A 16339-nucleotide genomic window follows, 5' to 3' on the forward strand; every position below is an offset into this window, starting at 1 on the left:
TAATATGTTCAGAAAAATTTTTGTCGTTACACTGTTCTTAAGCTGCTTATCCACAGCAATCATGGCCCAGGATAAAATTGTTGACCAGATTGTAGCCGTGGTTGGTAGCAATATTATCCTCAAATCGGATGTCGAGAACATGTACATCCAACAACAGGCACAAGGGATTGTGTCGGATGGAGACATGAAATGCGAAATATTAGAAGATTTTCTGGTTGAAAAGCTGCTTTTAGCCGAAGCTGAACTTGATACATTAATTGAAGTAACAGATAATCAGATCAATCAACAGTTAGATCAGCGTATTCAGTATTTTGTACAGCATTTAGGTTCAGAGCAAGCGGTTGAAGCCTACTTTAAAAAACCGATTACCGAAATTAAGGCTGACTTGGAAGACGTAATTCGAAACCAGTCTTTGACGCAGCAGATGCAGTCGAAAATCATTGATAAAGTTCAGGTAACACCATCTGAAGTTCGCTATCATTATAGAAGCTTAAAACAGGACGAAATTCCGATGGTCGAATCACAGGTTGAATATTCCCAGATTACCCTTTTCCCTGCCATATCGCTGGAAGAGGAAAACCGAATTAAAGCACGCCTTCGTGAGTTTAAAAAGCGGGTTGAAGATGGTGAAAACTTTGCTACACTTGCTGTTCTTTATTCTGAAGGACCTTCGGCTGCAAATGGTGGAGAGCTCGGCTACATGGGACGTGCACAGCTCGATAAGAACTACGCATCAACAGCATTCAACCTAAAAGGCGACCGTGTGTCGAATGTGGTTAAAAGCGAGTTTGGCTACCATATTATCCAGGTGGTTGATCGCAAAGGTGAGCAGGTCAATACCCGCCACATTATTTTAAAGCCAAAAGCAACAGCCGAAACAATGCAAAATGCATACAACCGCTTAGATAGCCTGGCCAATTTTATTCGTAAAGAAGATCTTTCTTTTGAGGACGCTGCGATGCGTTACTCGTTCGATAAAAATTCACGAAATAGTGGCGGAACAGTTATTAACCCACAAACCATGTCAACCAAGTGGAACCAGGAAGAATTGGATCCCGATGTCAGTAAAGTATTGGACGAATTGAAGGTGAATGAAATTTCTGATCCCTTTAAAACCATCGATGATAAACAGCGTTCGGTATATAAAATTGTCAAGCTAAAAAACCGGATCAAACAACACCGCGCCAACCTCCAGGAGGATTACCAAATGCTGAATGACATCTATTTGCAGAAAAAGCAAGAAGAAGCCATGAACGAATGGATCTCCAAACAACAATCGAAAACATACATCAGCATTGATGACACATACGTGAATTGTAATTTCGAGTTTAAAGGCTGGATAAAATAAACGAGAAAATAGTTTTATGAATTTCAAAAATGATGTTGAAGCAGTTGATGCTTTAAAAGCAAAAATAGATTTACTTCAGGCAGAAATACAGAAACGTATTTATGGGCAGGATGAAATCATCAAACAGGTGCTCATTTCGCTTTTTAGTCGCGGACATTGCTTATTAATTGGCGTTCCCGGGCTAGCGAAAACCTTGTTAGTAAATACAATTGCAGAAGTACTGGGTTTAAAATATAGTCGGATACAGTTTACGCCCGACTTAATGCCTTCCGACATCATCGGTACTGATATCCTTGATAAAAACCGTGAGTTCAAGTTTATCAAAGGGCCTTTATTTGCCAATATTATTTTGGCCGATGAAATTAACCGAACACCACCTAAAACGCAAGCGGCACTGCTCGAAGCCATGCAAGAAAGAGCGGTAACAGCAGGTGGGGAACGTTTCGAATTGAATAAGCCGTTTTTTGTTTTGGCAACGCAGAATCCGATTGAGCAGGAAGGAACCTATCCCCTGCCCGAAGCCCAGCTCGACCGGTTTATGTTCTCCATTTGGCTGGACTACCCGGCATATGAAGATGAATTAACCATCGTAAGAAATACAACTTCTGACTTTTCAACCGAGTTGAAAGAAATAATTTCAGCCGAAGAAATTAAGTATTTCCAGCAGCTTGTTTTAAAAATACCCATTAACGACAATGTATTGAAATATGCTGTTTCCTTGTCGGCCAAAACCCGCCCCGGAACAAAACTAGCTGCACCAATTACCGATAAATACCTGAAATGGGGAGCAGGCCCCAGAGCCTCACAATATTTAGTACTTGGAGCCAAAACCCATGCTGCGCTATCGGGAAAATACTCTCCTGATATTGAAGATGTGAAAGCCATTGCAAAAACAATCCTTCGTCATCGGGTTATCAAAAATTACAAAGCTGAAGCAGAAAACATCTCCGTTGATCAAATTATTCAGGAATTGTTGTAATCTATAAGTTGAATGAAGTTGAAAGCGACCACCTGCAAACTAATATTTTTACTTGTACTCATTCCGGCATTTGCTTTTTCGCAAACAAAAAAACGGGTAGATATCGAACAGGCCGACTTTTTAGAGTACAATGAAAGTATTATTCAAAATGCCCAACGGTTAATTGGAAATGTGATTATTACCCATGAAGGTATTCGGATGTGGTGCGACAGCGCCTATTCATATACCGATACTAATATGGTTGATGCTTATGGGCATGTTCATATTTTAAAAGATGACACCCTGCATATGTACTCCAATTACCTTAATTACAATGGAGATACCAAATGGGCAGTGGCAACAGGAAATGTAAAACTAGTAAACAAATCCACTACCCTAACCACAGACACATTGGATTTCGACATGGCTCAGAACATCGGATTTTATGATGATTACGGAACTGTGGTAGACAGCACAAGTACCTTAAACAGTAAAATCGGTCAGTACTATGCCGACCTTAATAAAGCCTACTTCAAAAAAGAAGTTCATGTATTTTCTGAGGATTACACATTGGACTCAGACACCCTGATTTACGATACCCAAACTAAAGTTGTTTCGATTGTGGGGCCAACCCATATTCACGATGAAGAAACAACACTTTATGCTGAAAGTGGTTTTTACAACAGTATCACAGGGAATGCGGAGTTGTACAAAAATCCGGTGATTACGGGTGAGGAACAAGAAGTGATTGCCGACTCAATTTTCTACGATAAAACCACCGGAGATGGTCGAGCAATTGGCAATGCCAGCATTGAGGATTATAAAAACCGAATGATTGTAAGAGGAAATCGGGTTGTTTATAATGAAACACAGGAAACAGCCATGGCGACTGATTCTGCCCACCTTCTACTCTATTCGGAGAAAGATACCCTTTACCTACACGCCGACACGCTCAAATCAATCCCTGACACCATTCCTGACGAGAAACTGGTGATGGCCTATTATCATGTTAAGTTTTTCAGAGACGACATGCAAGGGAAGTGCGACTCGATGGTTTATTGGTCACTGGATTCAACGATTCAGCTCTTCCACGATCCGGTTGTTTGGTCAGACAATAACCAAATGACAGCTGACTATATTGAAATGATTAATCAAACAAACGATCCTGATTTGGTAAAACTGGATCACAACGCATTTATCGTTGCCATGGAAGATTCCGGGAGATATAACCAGATCAAGGGACGTGATATGCTTGGGTACATTAAAAACAATCAGCTTAACAAAATTGATGTGGATGGAAACGGGCAATCGATTTATTATGCCAAAGATAAAAATGGCATAATTGGATTAAATAAGGCGATTAGCAGCACCATAGAAATCTATCTGGACAGCAGCAAGATCAAAAAAATTGTGTTTATAAAATCGCCTGACGGGCAACTGATGCCGCTTCCAGAAATTTCTGATGAGGAAAAAGTACTCCCCGGGTTTCACTGGCTGGATGCCATTCGGCCAAAGCGAGTTGAAGATATCTTTGAAAGGCAAAAAAATAGCAAGGCGAACTGATCCACCTTGCTTCCAATATTTCTTTTACTTGCCCTCGACTTAGTTAATACTCGTCTTCATTGAAGAAAAAGTCGTCTTTACTTGGATAGTCAGGCCAAATATCTTCAATGCTCTCATAAATCTCTCCTTCGTCTTCAATTTCCTGCAAATTTTCAATCACTTCAAGGGGTGCACCTGATCTGATGCCATAATCGATCAACTCGTCCTTGCTTGCAGGCCAAGGAGCATCCTCTAATTTTGAAGCTAATTCTAGTGTCCAATACATATTCGACGGTATTTAGTTTTGATTCATTTTTTCGATTTTGCGAATATATAAAAAATAAAAGCAAAACCTAAAAAAAAGATTTGTTATCTAAACCCCCGATTTCCATTGCGTTTCTGGCACATTTTCATCGAATGAGATCTTTCGTCCCAGCACAAAAAGGTAGTCAGACAGTCGATTTATGAATTTTACCAGGTTTTTATTGACTTCATTCTGCTCTGAAAGTTCAATTATTCGGCGCTCAGCCCTCCGACAAACTGTACGTGCGATTTGTGTATGTGCGGCAGCAATACTTCCTCCCGGCAAAATAAAACTGTTTAGCTTAGGGAGCACTTCAAACATTTGATCCATTTCCTTTTCAAGCATTTCAATGTCTTCTATTTTACATGGGATCTGCTTTTTAAACTCCGACACCGAATCGTCAGTTGCCAGTTGAGCTCCAATCGTAAATAATACAGACTGAATATGCTTCAAAACTGCCTTTGCCTTTTCATCAATATCCATCGCCACAATTAAGCCAACATGACTATTTAGCTCATCGACTGTTCCATACGATTCTAAACGGATATTATACTTTTTTACCCGCGCACCACCAATCAAACCAGTGGTGCCATCATCTCCTGTTTTTGTATATACGCGAACTTCTTTTTCCATTAAATTACCGGATTTGGGTTGATTTCATCTGATTCTACTTCCCCATCTTTTAACCGAATAACGCGGTGTGCATGCAAGGCAATATCCTCCTCATGAGTTACAACAATCAGGGTATTGCCTTGTTGATGAATTTCGGAAAACAACTGCATAATTTCTTCTGAAATTTTTGAATCCAGGTTTCCTGTGGGTTCATCAGCTAAAAGAATTGCAGGTTTATTAATTAAAGCGCGAGCTACTGCAACCCGCTGTCGCTGTCCTCCGGAAAGTTCATTAGGTTTATGGTCAATCCGGTCAGCCAAACCAACATCTGCCAACATCTCGGTAGCTCGTTGCATTCGCTCTTGCTTCTTCACGCCCGAATATACCATGGGTAACATCACGTTGTCTAAAGCTGTACTTCGGGGAAGCAAATTAAAGGTTTGAAAAATAAAACCAATTTCGCGGTTTCTAATCATCGCTAATTCGTCATCGGTTAAATCACTAACGTTATGCTTGTTCAAAATGTAGGTACCACTTGTAGGCGTATCTAAACAACCAATTACATTCATTAAAGTAGACTTACCTGATCCTGAAGCCCCCATAATGGCAACATACTCGCCTTCATTAATATGAATACTAACCGAGCGAAGAGCCCGAACAACCTGCGTTCCAACCTTGTAATTCTTTACAATATCGGTTAAACTAATTACCTCATTTGTTATGTTTGACATGTACTTTGATTAATTTCAAAAAAGAGAAAACTGACAATACTCTTTTTTATTTGGTTAGTAAATATAAGGATATGATATTGATTTCTCACTTGCGATAAGTACTTTTAAGTATTCGTATTTCGTGCAATTAACAAAAACCATGCAATACATAATAAATATGAACAAAAAATCTTAATAACTCTAAAAATATTTCAAACTTGAGCTGAATTTTGTTTTTTATCTTTGCTTTATGCCGGAGTATTTAGATCAGGACATTAAATTTTTACCGGGTGTGGGCCCAAAGCGAGCTGAGCTACTTAAAAAAGAGCTTAACATCAATACATTTCGCGATCTGCTATACTATTTTCCTTATAAATATATCGATCGAACAAAATTCCACTCCATTGCCGAGGTAAGGTCCAATCAAGCCTACATTCAGGTAAAAGGAAAAATCCGATCTTTTGAATTACAAGGCGAGCGACATAAGCAGCGGCTAACTGCTGTTTTTGCAGATGAAACCGGTGTAATGGATTTGGTTTGGTTCCAGGGAATTAAATACATCAGAGAAAATTTGTTGCCGGGAAAAACTTATGTGGTTTTTGGCAAACCTTCAGTTTTTAATGGTCGGGTAAATATTATTCATCCTGAAGTTGAAGATAAGACCAGCGAACAAATTAAAACCGGTGTTCTTCAGGCTTTTTACAATACGACCGAGAAGCTTAAAAAGCGTTTTTTAAATACGCAGGCACTTAATAAAATTCAGTATTCGCTCGCGCAACAAATACGCGGTAAAATTTATGAAACCCTGCCTCCAAAAGTAATTGAACCGTTCAAGTTGATGGGTCTCAAGGATGCCCTCCGGCAAATTCATTTTCCGGAAAGTACTCAACAGCTTCAAAAAGCAACCTTCCGACTTAAATTTGAAGAGCTATTTTTCATTCAACTAAAAATACTGAGCCTCAAACACAGCCGATATGAAGCATTCAGGGGATTTGTATTTTCTAACATAGGCTACAACTTCAACCAATTCTACAACAATAATTTACCGTTCGAACTCACGGGAGCACAAAAAAAGGTCATTAAAGAAATACGTAAAGATTTAGGTTCCGGCAAACAAATGAACCGCCTTTTACAAGGCGACGTGGGTAGTGGGAAAACACTGGTTGCTTTAATGGTTTCACTCATTTCATTTGACAATGGTTTTCAGGCCAGCCTGATGGCGCCAACTGAGATTTTGGCCATTCAGCATTTCAACACCATTCGAAAAATGCTTACCGGACTTGGTGTAAAAACTGCGCTGCTAACAGGATCAACCAAAAAGAGCGAACGTAAAATTATTCATGAGCAATTGGAAAGTGGCGATTTACAGCTATTAATCGGAACACATGCATTAATCGAGGACGTGGTAAGCTTCGATAAATTAGGACTGGTAATTATTGATGAGCAGCATCGATTTGGAGTTGCCCAACGGGCTAAACTTTGGAAAAAGAATGCAGGAACTCCTCCTCATATTTTAGTAATGACCGCGACTCCTATTCCACGAACTTTAGCCATGACGCTTTATGGCGACCTGGAAGTATCGGTCATCGATGAGCTTCCGCCGGGACGAAAACCAATTGACACCCGCCATTATTTCGAAAACCGCAGGAAGCAAGTTTATCAGTTTATTCGTTCGCAGATTGATGCCGGCCGACAAGCTTATATTGTGTATCCGCTGATCAGCGAATCGGAGAAAATGGATTACAAAAATCTCGAAGATGGTTATGAATTGATGCAAGAAGTTTTTCCGCGTTACAAAATAAGCATGGTTCACGGCCGCATGAAACCAGCTGAAAAAGATGCAGAAATGCAATTATTTAAAGAAGGTAAAACACAGATCATGGTAGCCACAACTGTTATTGAGGTTGGCGTTGATGTACCGAATGCCTCAATCATGGTCATTGAGAGTGCCGAACGTTTTGGCTTGTCGCAACTACATCAACTTCGAGGTCGGGTTGGCCGCGGAGCTGAACAATCCTACTGCCTACTAATGTCTTCGTATAAAATAAGCAACGAAAGCCGAAAACGACTGGAAACCATGGTGCGTACCAATGATGGATTTGAAATTGCCGAAGTGGATTTGAAATTGCGGGGGCCCGGAGACATAGAAGGCACGCAGCAAAGCGGATTGGGTGTAGACCTGAATATAGCCAACTTGGGAAAAGATGGCGAGATTTTACGTATTGCCCGAAATGTTGCCAGCGATATTCTTGATGACGATCCGAAACTGGAAAAGGAAGAAAACAAAATACTACGGTATCAATTTCAAAAAATGAAAAACACCGAATTTAACTGGAGTGTAATAAGCTAAATAATAAATCGAAACTAACATGAAACAATCAAAAATTTACTTCTCAATTGCTTTTCTACTGGCGGTAAGCCTTACTTGTCAGTCCAAAGTTTATCGGGTCTTTTACCTGGGAGGACAGTCAAACATGGACGGCTATGGCTATGTAAAAGAGTTACCATCGGATCTTTCTAAAACATTTGAAGACGTTATGATTTACCAAGCGCAAATGGCCAAAGATGGAGAGGAACCGAAAGGCGACGGGATATGGGCAAAACTAAAACCGGGTCATGGCAAGGATTTTAAAACTGACGGAAAAACGAATCAATACGGTGAGCGTTTTGGAGTTGAACTATCCTTTGCACAAAGAATGCAGGAATTATTTCCCGGAGAATCAATTGCGCTGATTAAATACTCTCGTGGAGGAACGTCAATCGCTATTGGAGCAAGTTCTGCCGGATGTTGGGATCCCGATTACTCTGAGAAAAATGGTGTAAATCAGTGGGATCACTATTTGGCAACCCTCCGGGGTGCTTTACAAGTTGAAGATATTGACGGTGATGGAGAAAAAGATCAATTAATTCCGACAGGGATTGTCTGGATGCAGGGTGAAAGCGATGGACACTCCGCCGAGGTGGCCATAAAATACGGGGAGAACCTGACGCAACTAATGGATATGATCAGAGCATCGTTGCGACACGATAAACTCCCGCTGGTTATTGGACGTATTTCTGACAGCGGAAAAGATGAAGATGGCTTGGTATGGGATTTTGGAAATGTGATTCGCGCAGCACAAGAGCATTTTGTTGAAAATGATCCGGCTGCAGCTCTGGTTAAAACAACCGATAATTACGAGTATTCAGATAAATGGCACTACGATTCAAAAGGATTTATTGACCTTGGAATTCAATTTGCCGACGAGATGTCAAGATTATTACAGAAGAAAGAAAAATAATTGGTGATCAAATTAGAGTTCAAAAGAGGGATGTCAATTTTAAAGTCGACATCCCTCTTTTATTTTTTTATTACAGAAATTAATTGTCCTTTTTCGACGCTTCTAAAATGACCTTTTCAATTATCAATTTATGTCGATTTAGTTAATAGAAGTTAGCAGAATTTTGTCCTTTTTGTTCAACTCAGAATATAAAGTAGAGCATTTTTTGCAATTCAGAGATTGTTTTACTGATTATTTAATGCAATCTCTACATTGCAATAAAACAAAACGAGTACAACCAAAACAACCCAAAACAGACTCTAATCAATTGACTATGTGACACATAAAAACATTTCAGATGAAATTAACTATTTAAAAAGAATATAAATAACCGAAGATGTTTTAAAAATGATGAAAATATGGATTCTAGTTATCCAAACATCTTTAGTTTTGCAGTCATAAAAGCTGGAAGAAGAAACAAATGTCGGGAGAGATTTCACATAAAGGGATTATAAAAAAGCTTACTAAAAAAAGTATAGTCGTTGGCATTGTCAACGAATCGGCCTGCTCCGGATGTCATGCAAAAGGAGCATGTTCTATGTCAGACATGAAAGACAAAGAAATTGAAATTAATCATTTCAACGGTGATTATAGCCTCGGACAATCTGTTGAAGTCGTTGGAAAAACATCGCAAGGTTTCAAGGCTTTGTTTTATGGCTACGTCTTTCCGTTTATACTTGTTTTGTTTGCATTGATATTATTAACAAGCCTTCAGTTTAGCGAAGGCATCAGCGGACTCGTTTCGTTGTCCACTTTAATTCCATATTACACCATACTTTATCTTACTCGAAATAAAATTCGCAAGAGCTTTGAATTTGAAATCAAGCCTTTACTATAATTATGAGTGATACGATTATTTATACTATGATTGCCTTGAGCGCTATAGGTATTTTGGCTGCTGTCATTTTATACTTGGTAGCTCAAAAGTTTAAAGTATATGAAGATCCACGGATCGACGAAGTTGAAAATGCCTTGCCTGGAGCCAATTGCGGAGGATGTGGCTATGCCGGTTGTCGCGCGTTTGCTGAAGCATGTGTTAAAGAAAATGAGTTATCGTCTCTTTTTTGCCCTGTTGGTGGAAACGATTGCATGGGAGGAGTTGCTGATATTTTAGGACTCGAAGCCATTGCACAAGATCCAAAAATAGCGGTTGTTCGGTGCAACGGAACCTGTGAACATCGGCCAAAAACCAATCAGTATGATGGAGCAACATCTTGCGCTGTAGCGTCTTCGCTTTATGCCGGAGATACCGGATGCCAGTATGGGTGCCTCGGACACGGCGACTGCGTTGCAGCCTGTGACTTTGATGCGATTCACATGAACCGGGAAACCGGATTACCGGAAGTTGTGGACGACAAGTGTGTTGCCTGTGGTGCCTGTGTTGAAGCCTGCCCAAAAACGCTGATTGAGCTTCGTAAACGAGGACCAAAAGACCGTAAAATTTACGTTTCGTGCCGCAACGAAGACAAAGGGGGAGTAGCAAAGAAATCATGCGAAGTCGCCTGTATTGGATGTTCCAAATGTTTCAAGGTATGTCCGTTCGATGCGATTACGATGAACAACAACCTGGCATTTATCGATTCAGACAAATGTAAGTTGTGCCGTAAATGTGTTGTCGAATGTCCTACAAATGCTATTATCGAAGTTGGTTTTCCACCTCGAAAAGTCAAAACAGACTTACCTCCCAAACCTACAGTAAAAAAGGAAGTCCCGAAAAAAGTAGAAGGCAAGTCATCCGAAGATATTAAACCAGATAACTTAGATAAAAAATAGGAGGCCATCGTGTTAAAAACATTCAAACTCGGCGGGGTTCACCCGGCTGAAAACAAACTTTCGGCCAACAAAGCCATAGAAAAGCTGGCTTTACCAAAAAGTGTCTTTATCCCCGTAGCCCAACATATTGGTGCACCAGCGCAAGCCCTGGTAAAAAAAGGCGATCAAGTAAAAGTAGGACAGCTCATTGCCAAATCTGGCGGCTTTGTTTCTGCAAATATTCATTCATCCGTTTCCGGAAAGGTAAAAAAGGTTGACCTGTCAATGGACAGTTCCGGTTATCCAAAACAAGGATTTTATATTGATGTTGAAGGCGATGAATGGGAAGACGGAATTGACACTTCTTCAGAGTTAGTTGAAAATTTTGAAGCTGATAGCAAAACAATTATTGACAAAATAAATGCAGCCGGTGTTGTTGGACTGGGTGGAGCAACTTTCCCGACCCACGTAAAGCTGATGCCACCGCAAGGCATGAAAGCCGAAGTCTTGTTAATCAATGGTGTAGAATGCGAACCGTACCTAACATCCGATCATCGGGTGATGCTGGAAAAAGCAGAAGAACTATTGGTTGGCATTCGTCTTTTAATGTGTGCCTTGCAAGTTAACAAAGCTCACATTGGCATTGAAAACAACAAGCCGGATGCGATTAACCATCTGAATAAACTAACCGCATCAGACTCGGCAATTGATGTCGTACCGCTAAAGGTTAAATACCCACAAGGTGGAGAAAAGCAATTGATAAAAGCCGTGACAGGTCGCGAGGTTCCTTCGGGAGCTCTTCCAATTTCGGTTGGCGCAGTTGTTAGCAATGTTGGAACAGCATTGGCAGTTTACGATGCGGTGCAGAAAAATAAACCACTGGTTGAGCGGGTTGTCACAGTTACCGGCAAGTCGGTTGCCAAGCCATCAAACTTGCTGGTTCGAATAGGAACTCCTGTACAAGATTTAATTGATGCTGCCGGAGGATTACCAGAAGATACGGGCAAAGTAATCAGCGGCGGTCCTATGATGGGAAAAGCAATTTCCACGACTGATATTCCGGTAACCAAGGGAACGTCGGGTATTTTAATTCTACCCAAAAAGGAAGCCAATCGTGAGCAAATGAAAAACTGCATTCGTTGTACTCGCTGTGTTACTGTTTGCCCAATGGGACTGGAGCCCTACTTTTTGATGACCGTATCCGACAAGCAAATTTGGGAGAAGGCCGAAGGGAACAACATTATGGACTGTATTGAATGTGGCTCCTGCAGTTACACCTGCCCTGCCGATCGTCCATTATTAGATTATATTCGTCTCGGAAAAGGAAAAGTTGGAAATATTATCCGAAACCGCAAAAACTAAAAACACAAAAGTCTAATTCATAATTCTGATCAAAAGAAATGAGTAAACTTCTAACGATATCGCCTTCACCGCACGTTCAAACCAGCGATTCGGTGAATAAAATCATGTACCGGGTACTGCTGGCTCTCGTTCCTGCACTTGCCTGGTCGGTCTTTATGTTTGGCTTCGAAGCTATTCGAGTAACGCTCATTGCGGTTACTGCCTGTGTGGCTTTTGAATACCTGATTCAAAAATTCATCATGAAAGAAATACCTCAAATCACCGATGGTTCGGCTGCATTGACAGGTATTTTATTAGCATTTAACGTTCCGGCAAGCCTTCCAACCTGGATGATCATTGTTGGGGCACTTGTTGCAATTGGAGTGGGAAAACTATCATTCGGCGGGCTGGGAAACAACCCATTTAACCCGGCGCTGGTTGGTCGTGTATTTTTACTGATTTCCTTTCCGGTTCACATGACCAGCTGGCCGGTAACACAGCATGCTGCTGTTGACGCTTTAACAACAGCCACTCCGCTAGCTTTGTTAAAAGAAGGCGTTAAAGCCGGGCAACCAGTTAGCGAAATAATGACCGCTCTCCCATCAAACCTGAACCTTTTATATGGAAATATGTCAGGGTCACTAGGTGAGATATCAGCCATGTTTCTCTTGCTGGGATTTGGCTACATGTTATGGAAAAAAGTAATTACCTGGCACATTCCGTTTTTTGTACTCGGCACTATCTTTGTTTTTCAGGGTGCGCTTTGGATGCTGAATCCTGAAAATTTTATCGAACCCGTATTTCATTTATTAACAGGTGGCGCCATGCTTGGAGCTATTTTTATGGCTACCGATATGGTTACTTCACCGATGACGGTAAAAGGACAGTTAATTTTTGGAGTTGGCATTGGAGTCATTACAGTACTCATTAGAAATTTTGGAGCATACCCTGAAGGAATTTCCTTTGCCATTTTGATTATGAACGGGTTTACACCGCTAATAAATGCGTACATCAAACCAAAACGATTTGGAGGGGCGAAGTAATGGCACAAAAAGAATCGACATTTACGAACATGACGGTTACCTTATTTTTGGTAACGCTGATTGCAGCAACTATACTTGGATTTATACACGACCTAACCAAGGAAGATATCGCTCTAGCAAAAATGAAAGCTCAAAAAGAAGCCATTGAAAGTGTGCTTCCCGCTTTTGAAACGCTTGGCGATTCGTACAAAGTACTTCCTGCTGACGGAACTGACAGCTTGGAGTTTTTCCCGGCTTACGGAGCAAATGAGCAATTGGTAGGAGTAGCTGTTAAGACATACACTAAGAATGGCTTTAGCGGCTTAATTACGCTGATGGCTGGTTTTTCACCCGAAGGAGCAGTTACCGGTTACGAAATACTCGAACACAAAGAGACTCCGGGGCTTGGAGCTAAAATGGATAAGTGGTTTAAAGATGAATCAAAACCCAAGCAAAACATTATTGGCAAAAGCCCGGCAACAACAAAATTTGAAGTAAGTAAAGACGGAGGTGAAGTGGATGCCATTACAGCATCGACGATTACCAGCCGCGCATTTTTAGATGCCGTCAGAAGAGCTTACAATACCTATAATCAAAATCAAGAGTCGGAAAAGACAGCAGATAATCAGACTAAAGAAGGAGGACAATCATGAATCAGATGCAAAACTTCACCAAAGGATTTATCAAAGAAAATCCGGTTTTTGTTTTACTACTGGGTATGTGTCCCACCCTTGGGGTTACGTCATCGGCCATCAACGGGCTGGGCATGGGTTTGGCTACAACCTTTGTACTATTGATGTCAAACATCGTTATTTCAGTCATCAAAAATGTCATCCCCAGCAAAGTAAAAATACCTAGTTTCATTGTGGTAATCGCTTCATTGGTTACTGTTGTTGAGTTGGTTATGCAGGCGTACTTACCTGCTCTTTACAAGAGCCTGGGGCTTTTCATTCCTCTGATTGTAGTGAACTGCATTGTTTTAGGACGTGCAGAAGCATTCGCCTCAAAAAACACGATTGCTACCTCGGCGATTGACGGTTTGGGGATGGGACTTGGTTTCTCTTTTGCACTCACCTTGCTTGGTGCAGCACGTGAATTTTTAGGTAGCGGAAAAATTTTCAATCTGACAATCTTTCCTGAAGATTACGGAATGCTACTATTCGTGTTAGCTCCCGGAGCTTTTCTTGTATTGGGCTATTTAATTGCCATTATTAATCGTTTGAACAAAGCTTAAAAAATATACCATGGAATATATTTTTATTATCATAGCCGCCATATTTGTAAACAACATTGTACTGAATCAGTTTTTAGGAATTTGTCCTTTCCTTGGGGTTTCCAAAAAGCTGTCTACGGCTGTCGGAATGACTGGTGCAGTAACTTTCGTGATGGTTATTGCGACAATTGTTACATACCTCATTCAAAATTATATTTTGAATCCATTGAATTTGGTATTTCTACAAACCATCTTTTTCATTTTGGTTATTGCCTCTTTAGTACAGTTGGTTGAAATTATATTGAAGAAAGTAAGTCCTTCGCTTTATCAGGCACTTGGCGTGTTCTTACCCTTAATCACAACAAACTGTGCAATTCTCGGTGTTGCAATTTTGACTTACCAAAAGGAATTCAACCTGATGGAAGGAGTTGTTTTTGCTATTGCAAACGCAATCGGATTCGGATTGGCATTGGTACTATTTGCAGGACTTAGAGAACATTTAGATTTAATGAATATTCCGAAAGGCTTAAAGGGAACGCCAATTGCATTAATTGTAGCCGGAATTCTGGCAATGGCTTTTATGGGATTCAGTGGTTTAGTTTAAAACAACAACAATTAATATTTCCAATTTAGTAGTTAGGCTTATCGACAGTTAGATTTCCAACAAGACAATTGAAAAATAAGTCAAAAACAGCATCATTCTTTGGTGCTGTTTTTTTGTTTTATTCCGGCATGTATTTCATCAAAGAAAAGGTAGTTCTTTCGATAAAAACAAGTGGAATTAAAAACCCGCAACAACGGCGAAATATCTGTTGCGATATTGCTTAGAAGCAACCTGATCCTACTAATCAAATCGAATATGCCTTTTTAACCGCAAGGAAAATAACAAAGCAGCGAAGCCAAGCCCACTTAAAAAACCACCCCAAACACCCACAGCTCCAAATTTAAGAATAACACCCAATAGATAACTTATTGGCAAGCCTAAAATCATATAACTGATAAATGCCATGAACATGGGGTATTTCACATCAGACATTCCACGCAACGAAGCCAATAGAATGACTTGAACTCCATCAAAAATCTGAAAAAGAGCAGCTACAATCAGCAGATTGGCGGCAATGGTAATAACAGCAGGATCGTTGGTAAACAATAGCGGAAACTGATGTCGGAAAAGCACAAACAAAATGGCCATAATTCCCATAAAAAGAACAACAAGATGAAAGGAGGAGTATATACTCCTGCGCAACTGTAATTTGTCATTTGCTCCTCGCGCATGACTCACTAAAATAGTTGTTCCGGCTCCAACTCCTAAACTGATCATGTACGTAAATGAGGCCAAACCAATAGCAACCTGATGGGCTGCCAACGCTTCTTTACTAATCCACCCCATCATAATTGCACCAAAACTAAATGTGCTTACCTCTACAATAATCTGCAAGCCTATTGGCAAGCCCACCGCAAACAATTCTTTAAGCTTCTTTAATTTAATCCGGGCATGATAAGCGATCCTGAACTCCCGCTTAAACTGCTTATTTTTTAGTACAAACGGAATCAATAAGATGGGCATCAAAATTCTTGAGATTAGAGTGGCAATTCCTGCTCCATTTAAGCCTAACGCCGGAGCTCCAAATTTTCCATAAATCAAAACATAGTTCAGTGCTATATTTAGTAAATTAGCCGTCAGCGTAATATACATGGCTATTTTGGTATTCCCCACTCCTTCCAAAAACTGTTTGAATGACATAAATAGCAACATCGGCAGCAACGATGCAACCAACAATAAGTAATAAGGAATAGCTTTGGTTACAACTTGTTCCGGCTGCCCCATCCGATCAAGATAAACACTTAACAGCCCCATCACTAAAGCAATTAGTACAGTTGTACCCATGTGAACCAGCAAACCATTTTTCAGGTATTCGCCCACCTCTTGCTCCTTTTTCTGGCTGTATACGTTCCCTACAAGCGGCGTTATTCCCATCGTGATTCCAATTCCCATTAACATACCAATATGGAAGATATTGATGGAGAAAGCGGCAGCAGCCAATTCGACTGTTCCAACATGTCCAACCATCATATTATCGGCAAGACTAACCGTTACCTGTCCTATCTGGGACAAAATAACCGGAAAGGCCAGATGTAAGTTACTTTTATAAAGAGGTATATAGTTTGAAAATTTCACTGCGCTCGCGTTGATTGTCACCACAAAAAAAAAAACCT

At 40.4% G+C, this 16339-nt stretch carries 16 protein-coding genes; 12 read left to right on the forward strand and 4 right to left on the reverse strand.

The genetic code is table 11. The annotated features are described in order from the left end of the window. The first annotated feature begins 4 nt into the window (after positions 1 to 4). Genes ACTB00_RS06490 through ACTB00_RS06500 form a run of 3 tightly spaced genes read left to right on the forward strand, consistent with a single transcriptional unit; the run spans position 5 to position 3869 of the window. Positions 5 to 1348, forward strand: coding sequence for a peptidylprolyl isomerase (locus tag ACTB00_RS06490; protein WP_463299102.1), 1344 nt, complete (start codon positions 5 to 7; stop codon positions 1346 to 1348). A 16-nt stretch (positions 1349 to 1364) separates the two neighbouring features. Further along, positions 1365 to 2327, forward strand: a complete 963-nt coding sequence (locus ACTB00_RS06495; protein WP_159517465.1) for an AAA family ATPase — start codon at positions 1365 to 1367, stop codon at positions 2325 to 2327. Positions 2328 to 2339: 12 nt separating this feature from the next. Further along, positions 2340 to 3869, forward strand: a complete 1530-nt coding sequence (locus ACTB00_RS06500; RefSeq protein WP_463299103.1) for an OstA-like protein — start codon at positions 2340 to 2342, stop codon at positions 3867 to 3869. Between the two features lie 43 nt (positions 3870 to 3912). Here ACTB00_RS06500 and ACTB00_RS06505 read toward each other — a convergent pair whose 3' ends face one another. From ACTB00_RS06505 to ACTB00_RS06515, 3 genes are all read right to left on the reverse strand, one after another. Then, positions 3913 to 4134 (reverse strand): DUF2795 domain-containing protein, encoded by a 222-nt coding sequence (locus ACTB00_RS06505; RefSeq protein WP_027585323.1) that lies wholly within the window; start codon positions 4132 to 4134, stop codon positions 3913 to 3915. Positions 4135 to 4221: 87 nt separating this feature from the next. Next, positions 4222 to 4785 (reverse strand): cob(I)yrinic acid a,c-diamide adenosyltransferase, encoded by a 564-nt coding sequence (locus ACTB00_RS06510; RefSeq protein WP_463299104.1) that lies wholly within the window; start codon positions 4783 to 4785, stop codon positions 4222 to 4224. Next, on the reverse strand, positions 4785 to 5495 hold the full coding sequence (locus ACTB00_RS06515; protein ID WP_463299105.1) for an ABC transporter ATP-binding protein: 711 nt from the start codon (positions 5493 to 5495) through the stop codon (positions 4785 to 4787). Before ACTB00_RS06515 ends, ACTB00_RS06510 begins: the two co-directional genes overlap by 1 nt. Before the next feature lie 229 nt (positions 5496 to 5724). Here ACTB00_RS06515 and recG point away from each other — a divergent pair, with 229 nt between their 5' ends. From recG to rsxA, 9 genes are all read left to right on the forward strand, one after another. Next, positions 5725 to 7824, forward strand: coding sequence for an ATP-dependent DNA helicase RecG (gene recG, locus ACTB00_RS06520; protein WP_463299106.1), 2100 nt, complete (start codon positions 5725 to 5727; stop codon positions 7822 to 7824). A gap of 19 nt (positions 7825 to 7843) precedes the next feature. Beyond that, entirely contained in the window at positions 7844 to 8755 is a 912-nt protein-coding gene (locus ACTB00_RS06525; RefSeq protein ID WP_463299107.1) for a sialate O-acetylesterase, read from the forward strand. A 460-nt stretch (positions 8756 to 9215) separates the two neighbouring features. After that, the gene (locus ACTB00_RS06530) at positions 9216 to 9632 is read left to right on the forward strand and encodes a SoxR reducing system RseC family protein (protein ID WP_463299108.1); all 417 of its coding nucleotides are present in this window, start codon (positions 9216 to 9218) and stop codon (positions 9630 to 9632) included. A gap of 2 nt (positions 9633 to 9634) precedes the next feature. Beyond that, entirely contained in the window at positions 9635 to 10567 is a 933-nt protein-coding gene (locus tag ACTB00_RS06535; RefSeq protein ID WP_463299109.1) for a Fe-S cluster domain-containing protein, read from the forward strand. A gap of 9 nt (positions 10568 to 10576) precedes the next feature. After that, positions 10577 to 11908, forward strand: a complete 1332-nt coding sequence (gene rsxC / locus ACTB00_RS06540; RefSeq protein WP_463299110.1) for an electron transport complex subunit RsxC — start codon at positions 10577 to 10579, stop codon at positions 11906 to 11908. 38 nt (positions 11909 to 11946) lie between these two features. Next, entirely contained in the window at positions 11947 to 12930 is a 984-nt protein-coding gene (locus tag ACTB00_RS06545; RefSeq protein WP_463299111.1) for an RnfABCDGE type electron transport complex subunit D, read from the forward strand. After that, on the forward strand, positions 12930 to 13562 hold the full coding sequence (locus tag ACTB00_RS06550; RefSeq protein ID WP_463299112.1) for an RnfABCDGE type electron transport complex subunit G: 633 nt from the start codon (positions 12930 to 12932) through the stop codon (positions 13560 to 13562). Before ACTB00_RS06545 ends, ACTB00_RS06550 begins: the two co-directional genes overlap by 1 nt. Further along, positions 13559 to 14143, forward strand: coding sequence for an electron transport complex subunit RsxE (gene rsxE / locus ACTB00_RS06555; RefSeq protein ID WP_159517476.1), 585 nt, complete (start codon positions 13559 to 13561; stop codon positions 14141 to 14143). The genes ACTB00_RS06550 and rsxE overlap by 4 nt, the downstream gene beginning before the upstream one ends. A gap of 10 nt (positions 14144 to 14153) precedes the next feature. Next, a complete protein-coding gene (gene rsxA / locus ACTB00_RS06560) occupies positions 14154 to 14726 on the forward strand; it encodes an electron transport complex subunit RsxA (RefSeq protein ID WP_159517477.1) in 573 nt (190 codons plus the stop codon). A 240-nt stretch (positions 14727 to 14966) separates the two neighbouring features. Here the strand turns inward: rsxA and ACTB00_RS06565 are convergent, their stop codons facing one another. Then, complete coding sequence (locus ACTB00_RS06565; protein ID WP_463299113.1) at positions 14967 to 16301, reverse strand: MATE family efflux transporter; 1335 nt, start codon at positions 16299 to 16301, stop codon at positions 14967 to 14969. Between the last annotated feature and the right edge of the window lie 38 nt (positions 16302 to 16339).

The organism is Sunxiuqinia sp. (genome assembly GCF_055140945.1).